Raw genomic sequence first — 19,361 nt, forward strand, 5'->3', positions numbered from 1 at the left:
AGATGTTTAGAACTAATTAATGCTTCATGTATGAGCAAATAGTATGAATGATCTACCTTAATAGCATCGATTCGCATTCTTATTTTTATGTAAATAAATAATTAAAAAAATATTCACTTTTTTTTATTATCTTCGTATTACTTTGTGGTTTGCAGTAACTCTTTGCTTTGTTTACACTAAGAGGAATTTTTCGTAACGCTAAATTAGTCAAAAACGCCAAAAGGACAAATCGAAAGCTCGACTTGTCCTTTTGGCGCTATTCAACAGAATAGTTAATTTGAAATAGAACATTCTAATTCAAAACTATTTTTTTAAGGGACGGATAATATCTAATGAAAAGATATCTATCGTAAAATTATCCAAGATTCTCAGCTTGATGATGATTCGTAGAGCATCAATAGCTTAACCGCTCGGGTTGGACAATAATATATACGCCTCGTGTGCTGATCCGTGCTAGCAGTGCTACTACAGTTTGCATCAAAAATCACTCGGTTTTCTTTAACCTATCTGATCCTGTTTCATTTAGTCAACCTGTAGAAGAACCGATTTTTGATGGTTTCTGCTTTGAAAGCTTTGCTAGTATCTGGAACTTCCACCCGTAATAATAGATTTAAACTTTTGACAGCAGCCTCATGTTTCTTGTGTTGCAAAAATCAATGCCTCATAAGGAGCTAAAGAATTTTGCATAGTTTGTCGATCCGAATAATTCTTGATGATAAACGTTCCTTCTAATTTTTGCAACTCTTCAGGAACAATCTGCTCTTGATCGGAAAAGTTTGCTAAAACATACCAGACCGTATCTCTATAAGTTCGTTTATAGATAAATTTTGTTGGATCGTCCTCATACAAAAGCTCGAATTCACCTTCTGTTAAAAGCTCCTCCGTATGACGAAGCTCAATCAGCTTTTGATAATAATTGAAGACTGATTTCTTACTGAGTTGATCAGCAGCCACATTAATAGTCGAATAATTTGGATTCAATTTGAACCAGGGGGTTACTTCACTAAATCCAGCATTTTGACTATCATCCCATTGCATTGGCGTACGAGCATTGTCACGGGTAATTTTATGAACCGCCGCCAGAAATTCTTTTTCTGAAATAGTCTGCTGCTGTTTTACATAAAACTCATAATTGCCTCGCAACTCTACATCCTCATATTCATCAATTGCAAACTTTGGATTGGTCATACCAATTTCTTCCCCTTGATAAACAAATGGCGTTCCCTGGAGTCCATGCAAAACTGTTGCAAAAGCTGTTGCACATTCGAAACGATATTCCTCATCATTCCCCCACCGGGAAATGATTCGGGCACGGTCATGATTCTCAAAATACAAGGCATTCCATCCCCGACCTCGTAATTCTTTTTGCCATGAAGCTAAAATCTTTTTCAAAGCAGGTAAATCCATCGGTTTTAATGCCCAACGACCATTGACATCCCCCTTTACCCGATCCACATGCATGTGTTCAAAGGTAAAGATCATATCTAACTCTTCTCGTTGTGGATCTACTAGTAAGTATCCATCCGTTGATTTAGCTGCTGGTGATTCACCAACACTCATCATAGAAAAGGGCTTTAAAACCTCTTGGTTCATTTCATGAATAAACTCATGCATTCGCGGCCCATTTTGCTGATTCTCGGTAGTGAATGGTCTGGGATTATCTGGGAAATCTAAATCTTTAGAAATAGAGGTAACTACATCCATCCGCCAGCCGTCAACACCTTTAGATTTCCAAAAACGCATCATATCATAAATATAGGAACGCACATTCGGATTCTCCCAGTTTAGATCTGGCTGCTCTTTAGCATAATAATGCAAATAGTATTGTTGACGAGAGTCATCCCAGGTCCAAGCAGAACCGCCAAAACTGGAGCCCCAGTTATTTGGCTCAGACCCATCCGACTTGGCATCCTTCCATATATAAAAATCGCTAAAGTAATTTTCCTTGGATTTGCGACTTTCTTGGAACCAGATACATTGATCTGAAGTATGATTTGCCACAAAATCCATCACTATTTTCAATTTTTTTTGATGTGCTTCCTCGATCAGTTGATACATTTCTGCATTGTTGCCAAACATTGGATCAATCGTACGATAATCCGCAATATCGTATCCGTTGTCGATTTGTGGTGATAAATAAATGGGGCTGATCCACAGCGCGTCAACTCCGAGCTCTTTTAGGTAAGGAAGCTTTTCACGGATTCCATTAATGTCGCCAACGCCATCACCATTTGTATCATTGAAACTTTTCGGATAAATCTGATAAAAAACTGCTTTTTTCCACCAGTCGTTCATTTACTCATCCTCTACTTTCTTTAAAATCCATTGTTGACTATAAAAATCTTTATGCACTACATCAATTGCTAAACCAAAAGCCATTAATTCATCCCCGTAACGTTTTTCACCGCTTGGTAGCTGGTACAACGTTTCTGAATTTAAACCAGTCAACTTCAATCGTTTTGACGGTGAATTAGGTTTAGCATGAATTTGGACGTAAGATACCACTACCTGCTGATCATCGATAAACAGCCAGGCTTTAGCATTATCCTTTACTGGTACCGCCAAACGATAGAATTTTCCTAACTGTACAGTTGAGCGAATCAATTTAAACTGGTCTATTTGTGCTTGAATTTCCTGTTTTTCTTCAGTTGATAATTTGGACAAGTCCATTTCATAACCGAAGTTTCCTTGCATGGCAACCACACCGCGGGTATTCAAAGGAGTTACCCGCCCAATTTGATGATTTGGTACTTGAGAAACGTGTGCGCCCATGGAAATTGCTGGATAAATTAGACTGGTTCCTTCTTGAATTGTTAAGCGTTCAATCGCATCCGTATCATCGCTAGTCCAGGTTTGTGGCATATAATACATCATTCCTGGATCGAAGCGACCACCACCTCCAGCACAGTTTTCAAACAGAATCTCTGGAAATTGTTCTGTTACTGTTTCTAAAACACGATACAATCCTAGTATATATCGATGATAAAATTCTTTTTGCTGACTATTAGTAAGAATGTTAGAACCTGCTTCAGTCATGCTGCGGTTCATGTCCCATTTTACATAATCAATATCGTAACGCTGGAATAATTCTGATAATACTTCGATTAAGTAATCCTGCACTTTAACATTGGCCAAGTCTAATACAAATTGTCCACGAGAGTAAGATTTCAACCGGCCGGGCACCTCAATACACCAATCAGGATGCTTCCGATAGAGGTCGCTATCCTCCGAGATCATTTCAGGTTCCACCCAAATACCAAAATCCAAACCAATTTGTTCAATTTGGTTAATAAAATGCTCCAATCCCTGTGGGAATTTTTGCTTATCCACGAACCAGTCCCCTAATGAACTGCTAGTATCATCGCGATGACCAAACCATCCATCATCTAGAACAAATAGTTCTACTCCTAGTTCTTTAGAAGAACTTGCTAGCTCCAATAGTGATTCTTCCTGTAAATCGAAATAGCAGGCTTCCCAACTATTCACTAAAATCGGACGTTCATTTTTAGCAAACTTGGGCGGCATCAGATAATTTTGATAAGCCTGGTGATATTTATGAGTTAATTCCTGTAGTCCATGTTGACTATATACCAAAACAGCTTCTGGTGAAATAAAGGTTTTTCCTGGCTGCAGCTGCCAATCAAATAGCGTACTATTTATCCCTATCTGCATTCGGACAGCGTCCTGCATCTCCACATCAACGGTTGCTTCGAAGTTTCCACTGTAAACTAAATTCATGCTGTAAACTGATCCGGTAGTTTCAGTAGTTTCCTTATCCATTAAAGCAATAAATGGATTGTGCTCGTGACTGCTGCTGCCGCGTGTACTTTCCACTCGGTAATTTAGTTGGCTTAAGGGTGTCCGCTGAATATGCGTTTCTCGTGCCCAAGAACCACTCAAGTGCAATAAATCTAAATCATTGGTCGGCAGTTCGACACATGCACTGTTCAGCTGGTTAATTTCTAATTTGTCTGAACTGTTGTTTCTTAGTTCAATATGACGAGTGATGAGATCCGCCTCTTCATAGAGAGTGTAAAATAAAAACATACTGACCTGTTGGTAATCATCCTGCAGCGTGATTTTCAACGTTTCACAATCAGCACTCTCACGCAAACTAGGCAATCCCTCTAAACTCGGTTTCCCTTCACTAATTTCATGAGCAATATAACGAAAATCACTGATTTGTGTACCGTTTTGAAAAGATAATTGATAAGCTGGTTTACGCAAATCACTATTTCCAAAAGCCGGATATTCTTGTGGTAGGCGTTCTAACTTGTATTCTTTAATATGATCCGTATCCGCTATGTAGCTTGCGCGCTTAATCTCTTTCAATACATAATCGGGGAGACGCTTGGCTAAGCGACTCCCCCAATATAGATGAAAAAGATGATTGTGTTCGTTTTTTTGCATGAAATAACTTGTTTGTTTTCCTTGAAGATGGAAAATACCGGTTGCTTCATCAAACGTAATCATTTTTTCGTCCTCCTATGCGACTCCTAGTGCTGATAATACAATTCCTAAAACGATAATTCCTAACATTAGAGTAGTAATGCTTACCTTTTTCTTTAATAAATAGTAGCAAAACAAAGTTAACAGTAAAGGAACAATGCCCACAAAGATTTGATCCAGCATTTCTTGAAGCTTCATCACTGTTTCGCCCTGCATATCAAAGGAAAGCTTAGTTTGGAAGACAACCATCGAACTAGTCATAGCACCTACCATCATTAACCCAACCATGCTGGCACCTTTAGTCAAGATACCGATCAAACCTTCAGAATAGAGTTTTTCAATATATTTCGATCCAAGAGAATAGCCTAAGAAAGCGCCGTAATATCTAGTTAGCCATTGCGGAATATTAAACATTGCCAAGAAAACTATCGGAGCCAATACATTCCCGCTAGTTGCCAGACCAACTGCTAAACCAGCTGAAATAACGCGCCAAACTCCCCAAAAGATTGAATCACCGATACCTGCCATTGGTCCCATTAAACTTGTTTTGACAGCATTAATGGAAGCTACATCAAAGCCTTCTTTTTCAGAATTCTCTTTTTCCATAGAAGCTGCGATCCCCATGATGAAGGAAGCCATTGGAACGGTTGTATTAAAGTAAGACATATGGCGAACCAAAGCTTCTTTACGTTGTTCTTCATCTTTATAAAAAGCATTGATAAACGGCATCATAGAGTAACAAAATCCGTTGGCTCCTTGTTTAGCTGGATTTACTGAAACATACAAGGTTTGCGAGCGCCAAAACATTTGACGGACTATTTTTTTCTCTTCTTTGGTTAATTCGTTTCCTAGTTTACTCATGCGAAAAAGTCCTCCTCTTCTTGATCAACTCCATCGGTTGCTTGCACAACAACTGGTTTTGCTTTTTCTAATTTATTTAATTGGTAATCTCGTTGAGCAATCAAGATCGCAATCACGAAGGCGATTCCTGCTACTGCAACTAGTGGAAGCTTAAGATACGCAACGAATATGAAACCTAAGAAAAAGAAAACGGCGATCTTGTTTTCCCATAGCATTCTTAACAACATAGCCATACCAACAGCAGGAAGTAAGTTGCCCGCAATAGATAAGCCATTCATAATAACTTCTGGAATCATGTCCAAAGCTGCTTGCACAGCATTAGCACCAAACAACATTGCAAAGAATGGAATAAGTGAATAGGCAAAATACCAAACGGCCCAAACTCCGTAATGTAAATAAGTAAATTGTTTCTGCTTTCCTTCTGCTGCTAATCGATCAAACACAGGTGCCATTGAACCACTGAATAAAATATAAATAGCTAGTTTAATTTGTTGACCTAAAATACCAATTGGCAAAGCCAGCGCAATTGCCGCATCTACTCCACCACCTAATTTGATGGCAAATCCAGTTGCTAAAGCTGTTGCTAAACCAGGTTCTGCTGCTGAGGCACCACCAATGTTGATGACTCCCATAAAAATTGTTTCTAACGCTGCACCGATCATTAAGCCTGTTTGCAAATCACCCATCAATAAGCCCAAGAATGGTCCGACAACGATCGGTCGAAACAGTAGTGAAAATCCAATTAATTCATGTCCTCCGACACAAAGGAAGACAACTAATCCTACTAAAAATGCATCCCACATGGTGTAACACCCCTCATCTTATAATTTTTGATCCTTAATTATCGTACTAGCTAATACTTTGTCTTCTGTCGGTACCGCTTGAAAAGCAGTCTCTGGATAAACTTCAACTAATTCTTTTAGTGCCGCAATTTCAGAATCAGTCAGCATAACATACTTAGTGATTTCTTTTTTTGGTTCGTTGATCATTTTGCCAGCATTGCCAATATTCACATATTCAATTGTTGGAATTTCTTTAGCAATTTTCAACGCATCCTCGACAGTTTTTACTAGGACCATCAAATTCATAGCACTCGCTTTTGGATTTTTTAACAAAGCGATGGCACCGTCGATATCTTTCATAATTGATTTAATATTACTGGGTACTGCCATCTGCAGTGCCATTTTTTGAGTATCATTATTGGCCACTTCGTCGTTAGCGATAACTAAACCTTGCAGTTTTAATTCTTTAGACCATACCATGGCAATCTGTCCGTGAACCAATCGTTCGTCTACTCGTAATGCTTTAATCATAGTTATTATCTCCTTTATTTATGCGAAGAAATCTTCTTCATTCACAGTCTTTTCTATAATTGGTGTTACTAGCTGCATAGCATTTTTACTTGTTTCTAAATAGTGCCCCAAATTCTCTACACTCAGATTCTCTTTATTTAAAACAACCTCTAAAATCACTGGCAAATTGAAACCAGCAATGATTTGAACTTGTTTCCCCTCACTTGCCAATAAAACTTTCTGATTCACGCTGCCGCCGAACAAATCCGTGAAAACTACTGCTAATTCGTCAGCTTCTAATGAAGCGAAGAATGTTTCTAATTGTTCATCAATAGGTGGCTCTTCTTCCACATAGGCTGATAAAAACGCGATTTCCTCATTAGGAATGAATAATTCTAACGTGCTTTGTAAGCCTTTGGCGAAATTCCCATGAGTTGCGATTGCAAACTTTGTCATCTCGTTCCCTCCTTCTCATTTATAATATAAGCAAGTAGCGTGCCAACTATTCCAAACGTGCTTTACCAAGGTCTCTTAAGCACAAAAAAATAGTGCTTAAAAAACTAAGCACTATTTTTAAGCTTAAAAACGCATTTTAAGCAGTTCGTACATTAATGACAGCTCATAGTCATCAACAAAGATATTGTATTTCCGTTCAATCGCATGAAATATATTTTTTGAGACCGAATAAAATTCTTTCCGTTCCGCATCCAGTGTTTCTTCGTCAATAGCAGCTTCCTCGTTTCGACGTGAGCTGACCATCATCCGCTCAATCATCAAGGCAATATGCATATAAAGATTCAATTTATCGCGACCTGTCAAAGTTAATTCATAATACTGTTCATATTTTTCAACAATTTCCTGAACTTCTTTAATCACAATCTCAGGATTGAGAAATTGTAACCGGGCACCGATCCCCTCAATCGTGAAAAATTGCAGAAACTGTTCTAACAGCTTGTTGCAAGCAGTCTCCAATTCCCCATTTTGTATAAGCAGTCGTTTTACTAAGTCGGCACCTTCTGGCTCCATCACATCATAAATATTAATGATCGAAATTTCTTTGAAGGAATCAATATCAGTAGTGGTCAGAATCATTTGTGTATTGGCAAAATAATCTAGCTCATGAGAATTCAGAGTTTGTTTTAAATCCTTGTAATCCATCGTGATAATTTCTGTTTCTTCGGCTAAACAGTCCATCATAATTCGCTTGATTTCTTCTGAAAGACCTGCCCCAGACATACAGGAAACAATAATATTGCGATTTTGTGACAGCCCTTCATAGTACTGCACATTAGTTAGTTCACTATAATGTTCTGCTTTTTTGGCGATTTCTTTAAAAGGTACCTGCTGTTGAACCTGCAAACCAATGTCTAAAGCCATCGAAGTAGTCAAATTGTTAATTACCATTAAATCAGCATCTGATTGCTTTTTGATTTCTTTGTACATTTGGCTCAGGGAGCCCATATCAAATAGAACAATCACTTCCTGATCCCGTCGATTTTGCTTTTGCAGGAAAATCTCCACTTCGATAATAATTTCCTTAATCGATGCATCAATTGGCATATCAAAAGCTTCAAATAAGTAGGTTTGACACAAGCTGTTCACTACCCGCTGAATACTAGAAGCCATATTTCCGTGCGATAAAAGCAAACAGAAATATGGTACATTCTCAATTGTATGATATTCCTCACCTATTAGAATAAATAAAAGCAAACATTGCAGCAGCTCAGTCCGTTCAGTTTCAATTGCAAAAATTGGCTGAAGTTTACCTACAAACTCCCCAATTAAATAGTAGGAACGCGGATAAGTAGATTTGATTTTTTCAATCATGCTGCGATTTTCTAATGTTGCTGAAGACTCTAAAAACAATGACAAAATTAGCGCAGCTTCTTCTAAATCTTCGGATGACAATTGATTAAAAATTCCATACGCAGTCTGGAATTCGATAATCTGCTTCTGAAGTTGCTGGACAAAACTATCAATAATTAATGAGTTCACTGCCTGACTTTGTAGCTGTCTTCGAACCTTTTTCAATTCCTTCCGAATTGAAAAGCGACATTCATTCATATCAGTGATCTTCTCTGGAGCAAAAATTTCTTCTATTAAATAGCTGAAGCTCTGCTCAAATAATTCTTCTGTAATTTGTGATGAGACGGTCTCCTTTGAGATAAAAATGATACCTTCTGTTGCATTCCCTATTTGAATCACTGATTCAGCTTGCTGCTCCATGAAAACTCGAGCACAAAGTAGTCTTACCCGATTTTTCAAGTCTCCCAGATTGCCCTTGTACTGCTGATTAATTAACTGAAAGACTTCAGTTAAACTCAAGTTAAAATCTTTTTCCAAATTTTGAGCTTCTCTCACAAAATTATCAAATGTAATTTCTAGCCGTTCATGAATTGGCCGTTCATGAAAAGCTGGCAATTTGATCGTCATGGGAACACGCCGTTGAAAAGTTCGCAGCAGCGATTTGTCCAATGATTCAGTAGTAGCAAAAATGAAACGTAAATCCACTTCAATTGGCTGCTCTTTTTCTCCTAAAGGATAGTACTGCCCTAAATCGAGCAACGTAAACAATTTCTCTTGATTTTCACTGTTTAACCGATGAACTTCATCTAAAAAGAGAAAGCCTCCATCCGCCTGCTTAACCAAACCTTCTGTGTCCTGATCTGCTCCGGTAAAGGCCCCCTTGCGATAGCCAAACAAAACGGAAGACAGCAATTCTGGATTATTCGCATAGTCCGCACAATTCAACGTGACAAAGTTAGCTGACGGAGTGATTACTTTTTCTTCAAGCGCAAATCGGTGAATCAAAGAAGCCAGATAGCTTTTTCCTACGCCTGATTCACCAGTGATCAGAATCGGAAAACCTTTAGGCGGATAGGTAACTGCTGCCTTGCATTCATCAATTTCTGCCTTCAAACTGCCCTTGGCACCGATAAATTTTGAAAATGCATCCTTCTTCTCGGCAATTGGTGTCCAGTAAACGGGACGGGTGCCATTTTTCTCAACTAAGCCTTCATTTAATAATTGCGAAAGATAAGTAGTGACAACATTACGGCTAAGGTGTGTACTCTCAGCAACATCATTGGTGGTAATTTTTTCCTGCAATTCAGCCAACTCTTTTAGATGGTCCAATACTACATAGCGTGATCGTTTCATTACAATCACCTCCTCTTAATCTGTAGGGTAATTCATGCCCCAATCACGGCGAATCTGATCGGTGAGGGTTAATAAATCTAACGTAAATTTAGGTGGTACTTCCTCGAGTTCAGTGCAGCCAGCTTCTATACAATCCTTCACAGCTATCCACTCATAGGTATAACCTGTCATTCCCTCGGGCAACTGCTGGTAATAAATTATTTCTCGCTCCTCATTGAAAACCTCTAATTGATTAAATTCTGAGGGATGATCGATTTTAATATAGCCTTTTTCTCCACTGATTAAAACACCATTCAAGGTTTTTACCTGAATGGTTGCATTTAGTACGCCACTGCTGTCATTGCAATAATTGAAGCATAGTGTATGTTGTAAATCGACACCTGTTTCCCCTATGTTTACTATTGTTGTGTAATCGTTATAGTCGGTACCGAAAGTTTCAAAAAGTAAATTTAATCCATAAATTCCTGTGTCCATCAGAGCACCACCACCCAGCTGCAGATCAATTAATCGTTGATTTGTTCTACTGTTTCCACCAATATTGGTAATCAATGATTTGAATGAACCAATCAGTTGATTCCTTTGGATTTTTTGTAGTTCCTTAAATACTGGATTAAATCGCGTCCAGAAAGCTTCACCCAAAAAAAGATTTTTTTCTTTAGCCAATGAGAACAGCTCAGCAGCTTCACAATGATTTAGCGCTAGGGGCTTTTCACATAAGACATGCTTGTTCTGTTGAAGAGCTTCTCTTGTATATTGATAATGATAAATATGTGGTGTAGCAATATAAATCAAGTCAATTTCTGAAAAATTCAAAAAATCCTCTAATTGATTAGTGAAAAAGGGTACTTGATGCGTCGCTGCAAATTCCTCTGCTTTCTCAAGAGTTCTCCCATAAGCAGCAATTAGATCAATTCCCTCAATTTTTTTTATTTCCCGCGCCATAATATCAGCGATGGCTCCGATTCCAATAAATCCAACTTTCATAAGACGATCTCCTCGCTAGTGTATAAGTAAACTTATCATAAAATAGTTAGTAAACGAATACAATAGATTTTACTAATAAAGTGAGAAACAACTGAGTGATTAGTAAACAGGTATCATACATTAAATGACCAAACGTTCGTGGTTCTATTCAAGCAGTTAGCTTAACCTTATTCTGAATTTACAAAAAATCCCATAGAAATCTCGATAGTCAGATCTCAAACTTCAGCACCTTAATTGTTTGTTTGGTTTCTGCAAGAACTTCTTCAATAATTTTCTTAACAGATTTAATCTCATGTATTGAACCAGAAACTTGTCCCGCCATTACCGAACCATTTTCAATATCTCCAGCTGCTGCTTTTCGTGCTGAACCCAATGTCAGCTTTTCCAACTCTTCAAAGGGAATGTTTTCTTTCTCCCGTTGTCGGTATTGCTCAATCATTTTATTCTTAATACTGCGAACGGGTGCAATACTGTTTCTGCCTGTCACTACGGTATCCAGTTCCCCGGCAGCTGCTACAAATTCTTTTACATTTAGGGGGATTGGGCATTCTTCAGACAATAAAAAGGCTGTGCCCATTTGAATCCCTTCAGCACCTAAAGCAAGCGCGGCCGCCATCCCTTTTCCATTAGCAATTCCACCCGCAGCAATTACAGGAATTTCTACGGCTGTTGCCACCTGTGGAACCAAAACCATGGTTGAGAGCTCACCAATGTGCCCGCCAGCTTCCGAGCCTTCAGCAACAACTGCATCTACTCCCAGAACTTCCATTTTTTTTGCTAATTTTGCACTAGGAACTACTGGAATTACCTTGATGCCAGCTGATTTTAATTCAGGCATATATTTTTTAGGAGTTCCTGCTCCAGTTGTCACAATTTTTACTCTTTCTGCCACAATTACCTCTATCAGCTCTGGAATATTTGGTGCCATCAGCATCAAATTTACCGCAAAAGGTTGATCGGTCAATGCTTTACAAGCAATAATTTCTTCCTGCAGTTCAGCCGCAGTCATCCCCCCAGAGGCAATAATTCCTAGCCCGCCAGCATTAGAAACCGCCGCAGCTAAAGGATACTTGGATATTTGAGCCATCGCTCCTTGAAAAATGGGGTACTTAATACCTAATAATTGAGTAATTGCTGTCATTTAAACGCTCCTTTTTACGGATTCTATCTTTTCTATTTATTATACACGATTATCCTTTTCCCTAATCCTTTAGTATAATAAATCTATTGGCTGAAAAGGAGTATTTTATGAAAAAATCATTGATTCATTGGTTAGGTTTATTAGGTATTGTCAGTTTGATCTCTTATACTGCCGCAGTGATCTTTAGCCCATTAGCTTATCCTGGCTATCGCTGGATGGAGCAGGCGGTAAGTGATTTGAGCGCGTCCAACTCGCCGTCTCTTTTGCTATGGAATCAGTTGTCCTCTCTTTATGAGATTTGCGGAATGATTTCTATCATGATGGTTTGTGTCTTTATTCAAGGAAAGCTTACGACCGGACTACGAATTGGTATTTATTTATTTGCAGCCATGAATTGGGTATCTGCGATTGGTTACGGCATGTTTCCTCTTTCCGATAAATGGGAGGTCAGTTCTTTTCAAAATACCATGCATGGTGTTGTTACGGCACTGGTTGTGCTGCTATCAGTTTTATCATTAGTAATCATCATCGTTTCTGGCTATCACAACAAAACCTATCCTTCATTAGCACTTTGGGCTGCTTTGTCTTTTCTGTTAATGCTGGCAGGAGCCATTGGCGTTGGAATCGTTCCGAAAGAATTTTTTGGTATAGCTGAACGTTTTAGTGTTTTTGCGGCAACTGGCTTCAATGCTGTTTTGGGCATTTACTTATTCAGAGGGTTCAATTTTAAAAAATAGTTGGCTGATGTATAACTAATGGAAATGTCAACATTCTGACGAAAAAAAGAGGAAGGCTAGCTGCCTCCTCTCATTCCTTAGTCCATTTCATCGACAACCGTCGTTAACTTTCCAGCTTCGATATTTTTATAACCTAATTTAAATACTAAAATAGTAATGATATACAAAATAAAAGGCACGATGAAGGCTGCCAGCAGGATTCCCGTTTGAGCCTCAGGCGATTGATCTTGATTCGATACATAACCAAAATGATTTAAAATAAAGCCTGGCGCTGCACCTCCCAAAGCCATAGCTACTTTCATAACAAAAGAGTTTAAAGAGGCGATCAATCCCGCACTTTGTACATGCATAGTTTCGTATACCCGATCAACATTATCAGCCGAAATACTGTATTGAATGGTGTTGATTAGTCCGAGTCCAAATTGAATGAACAAATAAAATACAATGAAAAGAATAACCTGCTGCCGGAAGAATAAAATGGCCACCATCATGCAGCTGGCAATAAAAAGGCCCAAAATATAAACATTTTCCTTGCCTATTCTTTTGGAGACGCTGGGAACAATCATTCCAGCGAACAGGGCCCCAAAAAAGCCGACTAAACTAGCCATACTAAATATCCGTTCATCCCCTAAAATGTAGGTAATGTAATACAAAATTGTACCATTGAAAATATTCGTCGCCGCTGTAACAAAAAGCATTGATACGAAAAGGACAGAAACACTTCGGATTTTAAAAATGGCTACGATGTCCTTAAACGAATAATGCACCGCTGCTTTTTCCGGCTCCTCTGCTTCTAAATTCCTTTCTTTTAAACAAGCAGCACCAACAATTGTAAAGAACAAAACAGTTAGTACTGTACCGATGATCAGCAATAAATACCCATCAGTCTTATCAGTGAATGAAGCAATAGCTAACGGTGCCAGTACATTCAGAATGGTTGGCCCCACTGTATAAGATACACCTTTAATAGAAGACAAAACATTTCGTTCATTCTCATCCTTGGTTAAAATAGGAATCATACTGTTCAAAGGAATATCCATCAAATCGAAGGTCACTCCCAGTAAAAGGTAAGAAATACCAATTGCCAATACCTGATGCTGAACAAGCAGTAAGGGAGCAAACCAGACAAACAGATAGTTGATGCAGCAAATAATGGTTCCTAAAACTAAAATTACTCGATATTTTCCAAAACGGGTCTGTGGAAACTTATCAATGAAGTAGCCGAGGATAGGATCGCTGATCCCATCAAACATACGTGACACAAGAAACAGCATGGCTACAACGGCTGGATTGATCCCAATCACATCAGTGTAAAAGATTAATAAATAGGTGTTCAGTAAGGTCATAATCGGAATGTTTCCTAGATTGGTCAAGGCAAAACCGATTTTTTCCTTTAGGCGCATCTTCTTTCTCATGATTTCTCCTCCAAACTAGAGTAGCTAGTTAAACAGGCTGCAGTGTCATATTTAAATGAAGAGGTTCGTCTTTAATTAGTTGAAACACCTGCTGATTAAAGTGCACCTCTCCGCCCTCTTTATCCGTCCAAATGATGACTTCATCTCCAGTTTTGTTTAGGGTTACTAAACCATCCTTGATCGGAAACTGGCAGCTTAATGAGTCAAAATTATTCAGCTTGGGTTCAACGACAAAACTCTCATAGCCAGGAGCAGTTGGTACCAGGCCAACAAAATAACGGCCTAACAGATAAATCGGGCTGGCTCCCCAAGCATGACATAGGCTCTTACCAAAGGGATCGCCGTACATTTCATACCTATCTGCACCTGTTTCCTCAGGCTTATACTCCTCCCAAAAAGTCATTGCATCATGGGCCAACATCCCACCCCAATAATCCAAAATGATTTCATAAACACGCTCTGTTTCACCCAGCTTGCACAGGGCATCTTGTTCAAAGAATTTGAAATACGGAGTGGTAATCTGAGTAATTTCATCATTCAATAAAACATTTTCTAAAATTGAATGCTGCTGCTTAGGATTTACTAAATCAAACAGCACAGCAAAAATATTGGCATGGCGGGTTACATGACGTTTGCCGGATTCATAAGAATCAATAAAGGCTCCCTTTTCTTCATCCCAGAAATGATCCAACAGGTTTTTGTAAAGCTGATCATATGCGTCTTGGTATGCTATAGTTTCTTTTTGTAAAATTGATCCGCAAACGACCATCGAATGGTATGCCTTCAGTAACAGGACCTGCTCAGCAGCCAAAGTTCCCTCTTTATCCATTTCAGACCAGTCAATAAAAATCCAATCCTTTTCTCGTCCATAGATAAACCCTAGTTCATTGGTTTGATTTTGTAAATAAGTCATCATGGCAACCATTTTAGGATAGATTTGCTGTAAAAAATCGACATCGTTGGTCATCATATAGTGATTCTCAACGCCAATTAACCATAAAATTGAATAATCAACAATCGTGTTCATATGCTGTTTAATTTCATTTTGACCTCTCAGAGCCAACATGGTTCGTTTATTGATATCCTCATCAAAGAATAGATACTGATTAATGAAATAGGATTGATAAGCATCCCCCGACCAAATCCAGCGGTCACGTTTAATTCCATCAATAAAGAATAAGCCACTGCACAAGGTGAAGGTCTCAACCGAAACATCCCATATTTGATTTAACAGCGGATTATCAGAACGAAATGCTGCTTTATTTTCTAGTGGAATGAATTCATGTACAGCGGATACTTCCACATCTTCTGCTTTTATCCTAAGAATGAAGATATAGCGAAAGGCTCGTTTTCTGATGGAGGTTGCTGCAGTCGCTGAAATTTCTTTGTAATAACACATTTCTTCATCCAGCGCTTCCGTTTCAGACTCACCGAAGCAAACAGTTACCGGTTTTCCTTCCCTTAACTCTTTGATAAGCAGTTTGCCAAAGATCGCGCGACCAAAATCGAATAGAACCCCTTCCTGTATTTCTTTTTTATTTAGATATGCTACTGGTTCAGGTGCATGGTAAACCTGATTAGGATCCTGATCGACTTTGGTATAAAGTGTACTCCAACCGGCTGGGTGTTCTTCAATAAAGTTGCTGCAGACCCAGCCAATATCACTTTTGATAATTTCACCAGTAAGGTAGACCGCCGGCAGCCCCTCCGTATTCCCTACAAAAACGCGAATTTTATTATGACCAGCAGGACAAGTTAAGGTTTGGCCAAAGGGGAATTTTTGATCATTTATCTCTACGTAACCAACTCCTTTGGCATCAACTTTAAATTCAGTTGGTTCTGCTAAATCATAATAGCGCTTAAATTTCACATTGCGATGACAATCATCCATATACCAATAAGCTGGCCAGTCATACGCCCGTTCTTCACGGGAAAAATTTTGTAATAGGCTTTGCCGAATCTCAAAGTCGCCTGAGTACCATAGCCATCGGGAACTATTTTCGTTTATCATTGCTCTCTCTCCTCTACTTTACTGAATGAACACTGTCTAACGGCAGTTCTTTCTCAGAAGTTGTATATCGTTTTTGCAGCGACATCATCCAAACGCCGGCAATTGCTGCTAGTAAAACAATTCCAGCAAAACCATACATAGAAACCTGGATAGTTCCAGGAGCTACTAAAAACGGGGTGATAAAAGCGAACAAACCGCAACAGATTCGTGAAAATCCATTAATGAATCCTTGCAATCCTGCTCGTACTTCTGGCGGAAAAGATTCCTGAGTCCAAACCTTATAAATCGCTTCACCAGCCATCGGGTTTCCAAAATTATAGAAACCAATCGTTACAGCCAGGGCAATAAAGCCAGCACCGCCACCTAAAACAGCCATACCAATCATTGCTGCAAACTGAACAAAAACACCAACAAAGAAGGCCTTATTGCGATATTTCCCACCCGATACAGAAGCAAATAAGATGGTTGTGATGAGCGATACAACATTCAAAATGATTCCTAAACCTGTTGCCTGAGTTTGAGTAGCTCCTGCATTTGTTAAAGCATATGTTTGGAATTGCCCCCAGGTATTAGCTAGCAGGTTCCAACAAACATAAAAAATCAGAATTGCCGCGAAATAGCCTAAATACTTATTCTTCTGTGATCCAAATAAAACAGACTTAACGGAAACTGCTGTTGTATCAGCAACCACTTTACTATTGGCTCTGCGACGTAGGCCTTCTTCATGAAATCGCTTGAATTTTTTTGAAGTAATTCGCCACAACCAAGCAACAACTGAGAAAACAAACAGGATTAAAAAGACAATCCGAGCCCCCATCACGCCTTCAATTCCTGATAATAGAAATGAACAAATATAAGAAATAAAAATACCTATTTGCCAAAAAACTTGGGTGGAAGAAACCAGCTGTGCAGAAGTGGTCTCATCTGGAGCATCATGAGAAACAACCGTCAAGCTGATAGGCAAATCAGCCCCAGAAGCAATTCCCATAACAACTACTCCTAAAAGCAGTGGATAAAAGCCGGTGGACATTACGCAAATGCCGGCCCCAATAGCATAAAATAGATTTCCCCAGTTAAAGGAGCGAAATAAGCCGAAAAGGTGCGTTATTTTCCCTGCCATTAACGATCCAAAAGCAATAGCGAATGTTAAGGTTCCTGAGAGGATCCCTACTTGAGCTGTAGTAAGTGAAAGGCCTTGCTGCCAGACAGGAATAGTTGCGGAAAGACCCACGATGCATCCTGAACCTAACATCGATCCAATACCAGCTGCTGTAGCCAAAGGGGTATATTCCTTAGCTGTATTCTTTTTCAATTGATGTGTCATAATTTCTTTTCCTCCTAATTGATGCCCTTATTCTAACCGCTTTCAACCACTCGTTGCAATTTCATAAATCCAGAAATTTAGTATCAAATCTACAGATTATTTGTTAAACTATTTTTAGCGAATTGATGAGAGGAAAAAAATGATGCACGAATTAAGAGAGCTTTTGCAGAAAGAACTTCCGGTAGAAACACTGCAACGACAAAGTGGAAAAAACATTAATGAAATGAATTTGAATTACGAGGAATCGATTGTGCCGAAAATTCCCGTGGTAAATTTTTTTGAGGAAGGAAATATATTTATTAATAAACATCCTCGCTTTTCCCATACTCCTGCTCACACCCACAGTTTTGTAGAATTTAACTATGTGTACACAGGCAGGTGTATTCAATGGATTAATGGAGACCGCGTAGCGTTATCGCAGGGACAGTTAATTTTGATGGATCGTAATATTATTCAGCAAATTGATTATGTTGGAGAAGAGGATTTAATTCTAAATATTCTGGTTCAAGATAGCTCGATACCTACGGAGCTATTGAATAATCTGGCACAATCAGAAGATATAGTGACGCAATTTATTGTCCAAGCCTCCCAAAAGCAAGCTTCTCATAATAATTTTATGGTGTTTGATTTGACTGAACAAAAAATTGCCCAACAGCTTATTGAACTAATGGCTCTGAAATTCTTTCAACCACAACGAAATAAGGTTCGCTCCTTGAATCTGTTGTTAAGCGCTCTGCTAGTTGAACTTTCCAACACGACAACCCTATATACGAACAATACTTATAGTGAAAAAAAAGAGATATTTCAGCTGTTGAAGTACATTAATGATCACTATTGTGAAGTCTCTTTAAAACAGTTAGGAAATCATTTTGGTTACAATAAAAACTATATCAGCAATATGATCAAGGCCAAAACCGGCAGCACCTTTCAAGAATTAATTGATCAGAAGCGGCTTTCTGAAGCCAAAATCATGCTGCAAAATACCAATTACAGTATTTCTGAAATTGCTGAAGCAATCGGCTATAAGAGTACTCCTTCTATTTTCAAATTATTCCAACAAAAAACCGGCCGAACGCCAAATGATTTTCGCCAAAAGAAAAAGCCGCAGGAATAACTCCTGCGACCAACGTTTTAAAGTGGGTGGAAATGAGGTTTCATTTTTTCAAAGGTGTAATAGTATTTAAAGCCTAAGTTTTTAAGCAGTTTTTTACTTTCCTCAATGTGGGCGCCTAATTGTTCTGGGGTATGGCTATCACTACCGATGGTAATTATTTCACCGCCTAATTCTTTGTATAGCTTCAAAATCTCTACTGATGGAGTAGTATCAGGAATTTGGTAACGAATTGACGAGGTATTGACCTCAATTCCCCTACCGTCTGCAATAATATAGCTGAGAATTTCACTCAATATTGCTTTATTTGCTTCAAAGGTATTCTCATCCTTGTTCAAGTAGCGTCGGATTAGATCCATGTGCGCAAGACAGCTATAATTGTGGTAATTTTTAACAACCGTTAGCATTTCTTCATAATATTCCTGATAACACTGAGCATCGGTCTTCCCAACTTGAAATTCTCCTGTCCAAAATTCCTGATTGTCGATCTGATGAATCGATAACAAAATAAAATCAAATGGATAGGAAGCAAACAGCTTTTCGAACTTAGGAATTGTTTCTCTTTGTATGCCAAACTCTAAACCAAAACGTAGAGTGATCTTCTGCTGATACTTACCTTTTAATTCATTGAACTGTTCGAAATAAGCCGGATAGTCAACATTGAGCATCATCTCGTTTCCGCCAGCAGGAACGGGGTCGTCACAATCCAACTTTACCCCGTAGTCAACATGGTCAGTAAAACATAACTCCTTAATCCCCTGCTTGATTGCATCAATTACAACCTCTTCCATGGGATATTCTGAGTCATCGCTATAATGAGTGTGAACATGGTAATCAAATTTCATGGTATTCCCCCTATTTTACTAACTTTACTAAC

At 38.7% G+C, this 19,361-nt stretch carries 15 protein-coding genes; 2 read left to right on the plus strand and 13 right to left on the minus strand.

Going from position 1 to position 19,361, the window contains the following annotated elements; all coding sequences use genetic code 11:
- Positions 1 to 630 precede the first annotated feature (630 nt).
- From IGI49_RS24425 to IGI49_RS24465, 9 genes are all read right to left on the minus strand, one after another.
- Positions 631 to 2,295: a glycoside hydrolase family 13 protein gene (locus tag IGI49_RS24425; protein ID WP_429965057.1), complete on the minus strand. Its 1,665-nt coding sequence runs from the start codon at positions 2,293 to 2,295 to the stop codon at positions 631 to 633.
- Positions 2,296 to 4,473, minus strand: coding sequence for an alpha-galactosidase (locus IGI49_RS24430; protein ID WP_429965056.1), 2,178 nt, complete (start codon positions 4,471 to 4,473; stop codon positions 2,296 to 2,298).
- A gap of 12 nt (positions 4,474 to 4,485) precedes the next feature.
- On the minus strand, positions 4,486 to 5,310 hold the full coding sequence (locus tag IGI49_RS24435; protein WP_429965055.1) for a PTS system mannose/fructose/sorbose family transporter subunit IID: 825 nt from the start codon (positions 5,308 to 5,310) through the stop codon (positions 4,486 to 4,488).
- Entirely contained in the window at positions 5,307 to 6,113 is an 807-nt protein-coding gene (locus tag IGI49_RS24440; protein ID WP_429965054.1) for a PTS mannose/fructose/sorbose/N-acetylgalactosamine transporter subunit IIC, read from the minus strand. Before IGI49_RS24440 ends, IGI49_RS24435 begins: the two co-directional genes overlap by 4 nt.
- Positions 6,114 to 6,131: 18 nt before the next feature.
- Positions 6,132 to 6,623 (minus strand): PTS sugar transporter subunit IIB, encoded by a 492-nt coding sequence (locus IGI49_RS24445; protein ID WP_429965053.1) that lies wholly within the window; start codon positions 6,621 to 6,623, stop codon positions 6,132 to 6,134.
- An 18-nt stretch (positions 6,624 to 6,641) separates the two neighbouring features.
- The gene (locus IGI49_RS24450; RefSeq protein ID WP_429965052.1) at positions 6,642 to 7,058 is read right to left on the minus strand and encodes a PTS sugar transporter subunit IIA; all 417 of its coding nucleotides are present in this window, start codon (positions 7,056 to 7,058) and stop codon (positions 6,642 to 6,644) included.
- A gap of 123 nt (positions 7,059 to 7,181) precedes the next feature.
- Complete coding sequence (locus IGI49_RS24455) at positions 7,182 to 9,761, minus strand: sigma 54-interacting transcriptional regulator (RefSeq protein WP_429965051.1); 2,580 nt, start codon at positions 9,759 to 9,761, stop codon at positions 7,182 to 7,184.
- A 15-nt stretch (positions 9,762 to 9,776) separates the two neighbouring features.
- Complete coding sequence (locus IGI49_RS24460; RefSeq protein WP_429965050.1) at positions 9,777 to 10,745, minus strand: Gfo/Idh/MocA family protein; 969 nt, start codon at positions 10,743 to 10,745, stop codon at positions 9,777 to 9,779.
- Between the two features lie 208 nt (positions 10,746 to 10,953).
- On the minus strand, positions 10,954 to 11,886 hold the full coding sequence (locus IGI49_RS24465) for a nitronate monooxygenase (RefSeq protein ID WP_429965049.1): 933 nt from the start codon (positions 11,884 to 11,886) through the stop codon (positions 10,954 to 10,956).
- 107 nt (positions 11,887 to 11,993) lie between these two features.
- Here IGI49_RS24465 and IGI49_RS24470 point away from each other — a divergent pair, with 107 nt between their 5' ends.
- Positions 11,994 to 12,623, plus strand: coding sequence for a DUF998 domain-containing protein (locus IGI49_RS24470; RefSeq protein ID WP_429965048.1), 630 nt, complete (start codon positions 11,994 to 11,996; stop codon positions 12,621 to 12,623).
- Positions 12,624 to 12,700: 77 nt separating this feature from the next.
- Here the strand turns inward: IGI49_RS24470 and IGI49_RS24475 are convergent, their stop codons facing one another.
- The 3 genes from IGI49_RS24475 to IGI49_RS24485 are packed head-to-tail and all read right to left on the minus strand — an operon-like array spanning position 12,701 to position 17,373.
- Entirely contained in the window at positions 12,701 to 14,038 is a 1,338-nt protein-coding gene (locus tag IGI49_RS24475) for an MFS transporter (protein WP_429965047.1), read from the minus strand.
- Positions 14,039 to 14,066: 28 nt separating this feature from the next.
- Positions 14,067 to 16,049, minus strand: a complete 1,983-nt coding sequence (locus IGI49_RS24480; protein WP_429965046.1) for an alpha-rhamnosidase — start codon at positions 16,047 to 16,049, stop codon at positions 14,067 to 14,069.
- Positions 16,050 to 16,062: 13 nt separating this feature from the next.
- Entirely contained in the window at positions 16,063 to 17,373 is a 1,311-nt protein-coding gene (locus tag IGI49_RS24485) for an MFS transporter (RefSeq protein WP_429965045.1), read from the minus strand.
- A 139-nt stretch (positions 17,374 to 17,512) separates the two neighbouring features.
- Between IGI49_RS24485 and IGI49_RS24490 the strand changes: the two genes are divergently transcribed.
- Positions 17,513 to 18,487, plus strand: coding sequence for an AraC family transcriptional regulator (locus IGI49_RS24490; RefSeq protein WP_429965044.1), 975 nt, complete (start codon positions 17,513 to 17,515; stop codon positions 18,485 to 18,487).
- A gap of 17 nt (positions 18,488 to 18,504) precedes the next feature.
- Here IGI49_RS24490 and IGI49_RS24495 read toward each other — a convergent pair whose 3' ends face one another.
- Positions 18,505 to 19,329, minus strand: coding sequence for a histidinol-phosphatase HisJ family protein (locus tag IGI49_RS24495; RefSeq protein WP_429965043.1), 825 nt, complete (start codon positions 19,327 to 19,329; stop codon positions 18,505 to 18,507).
- Positions 19,330 to 19,361 lie beyond the last annotated feature (32 nt).

This window comes from Enterococcus sp. AZ071, from assembly GCF_050499065.1.
GTDB lineage: Bacteria > Bacillota > Bacilli > Lactobacillales > Enterococcaceae > Enterococcus_A > Enterococcus_A ferrettii.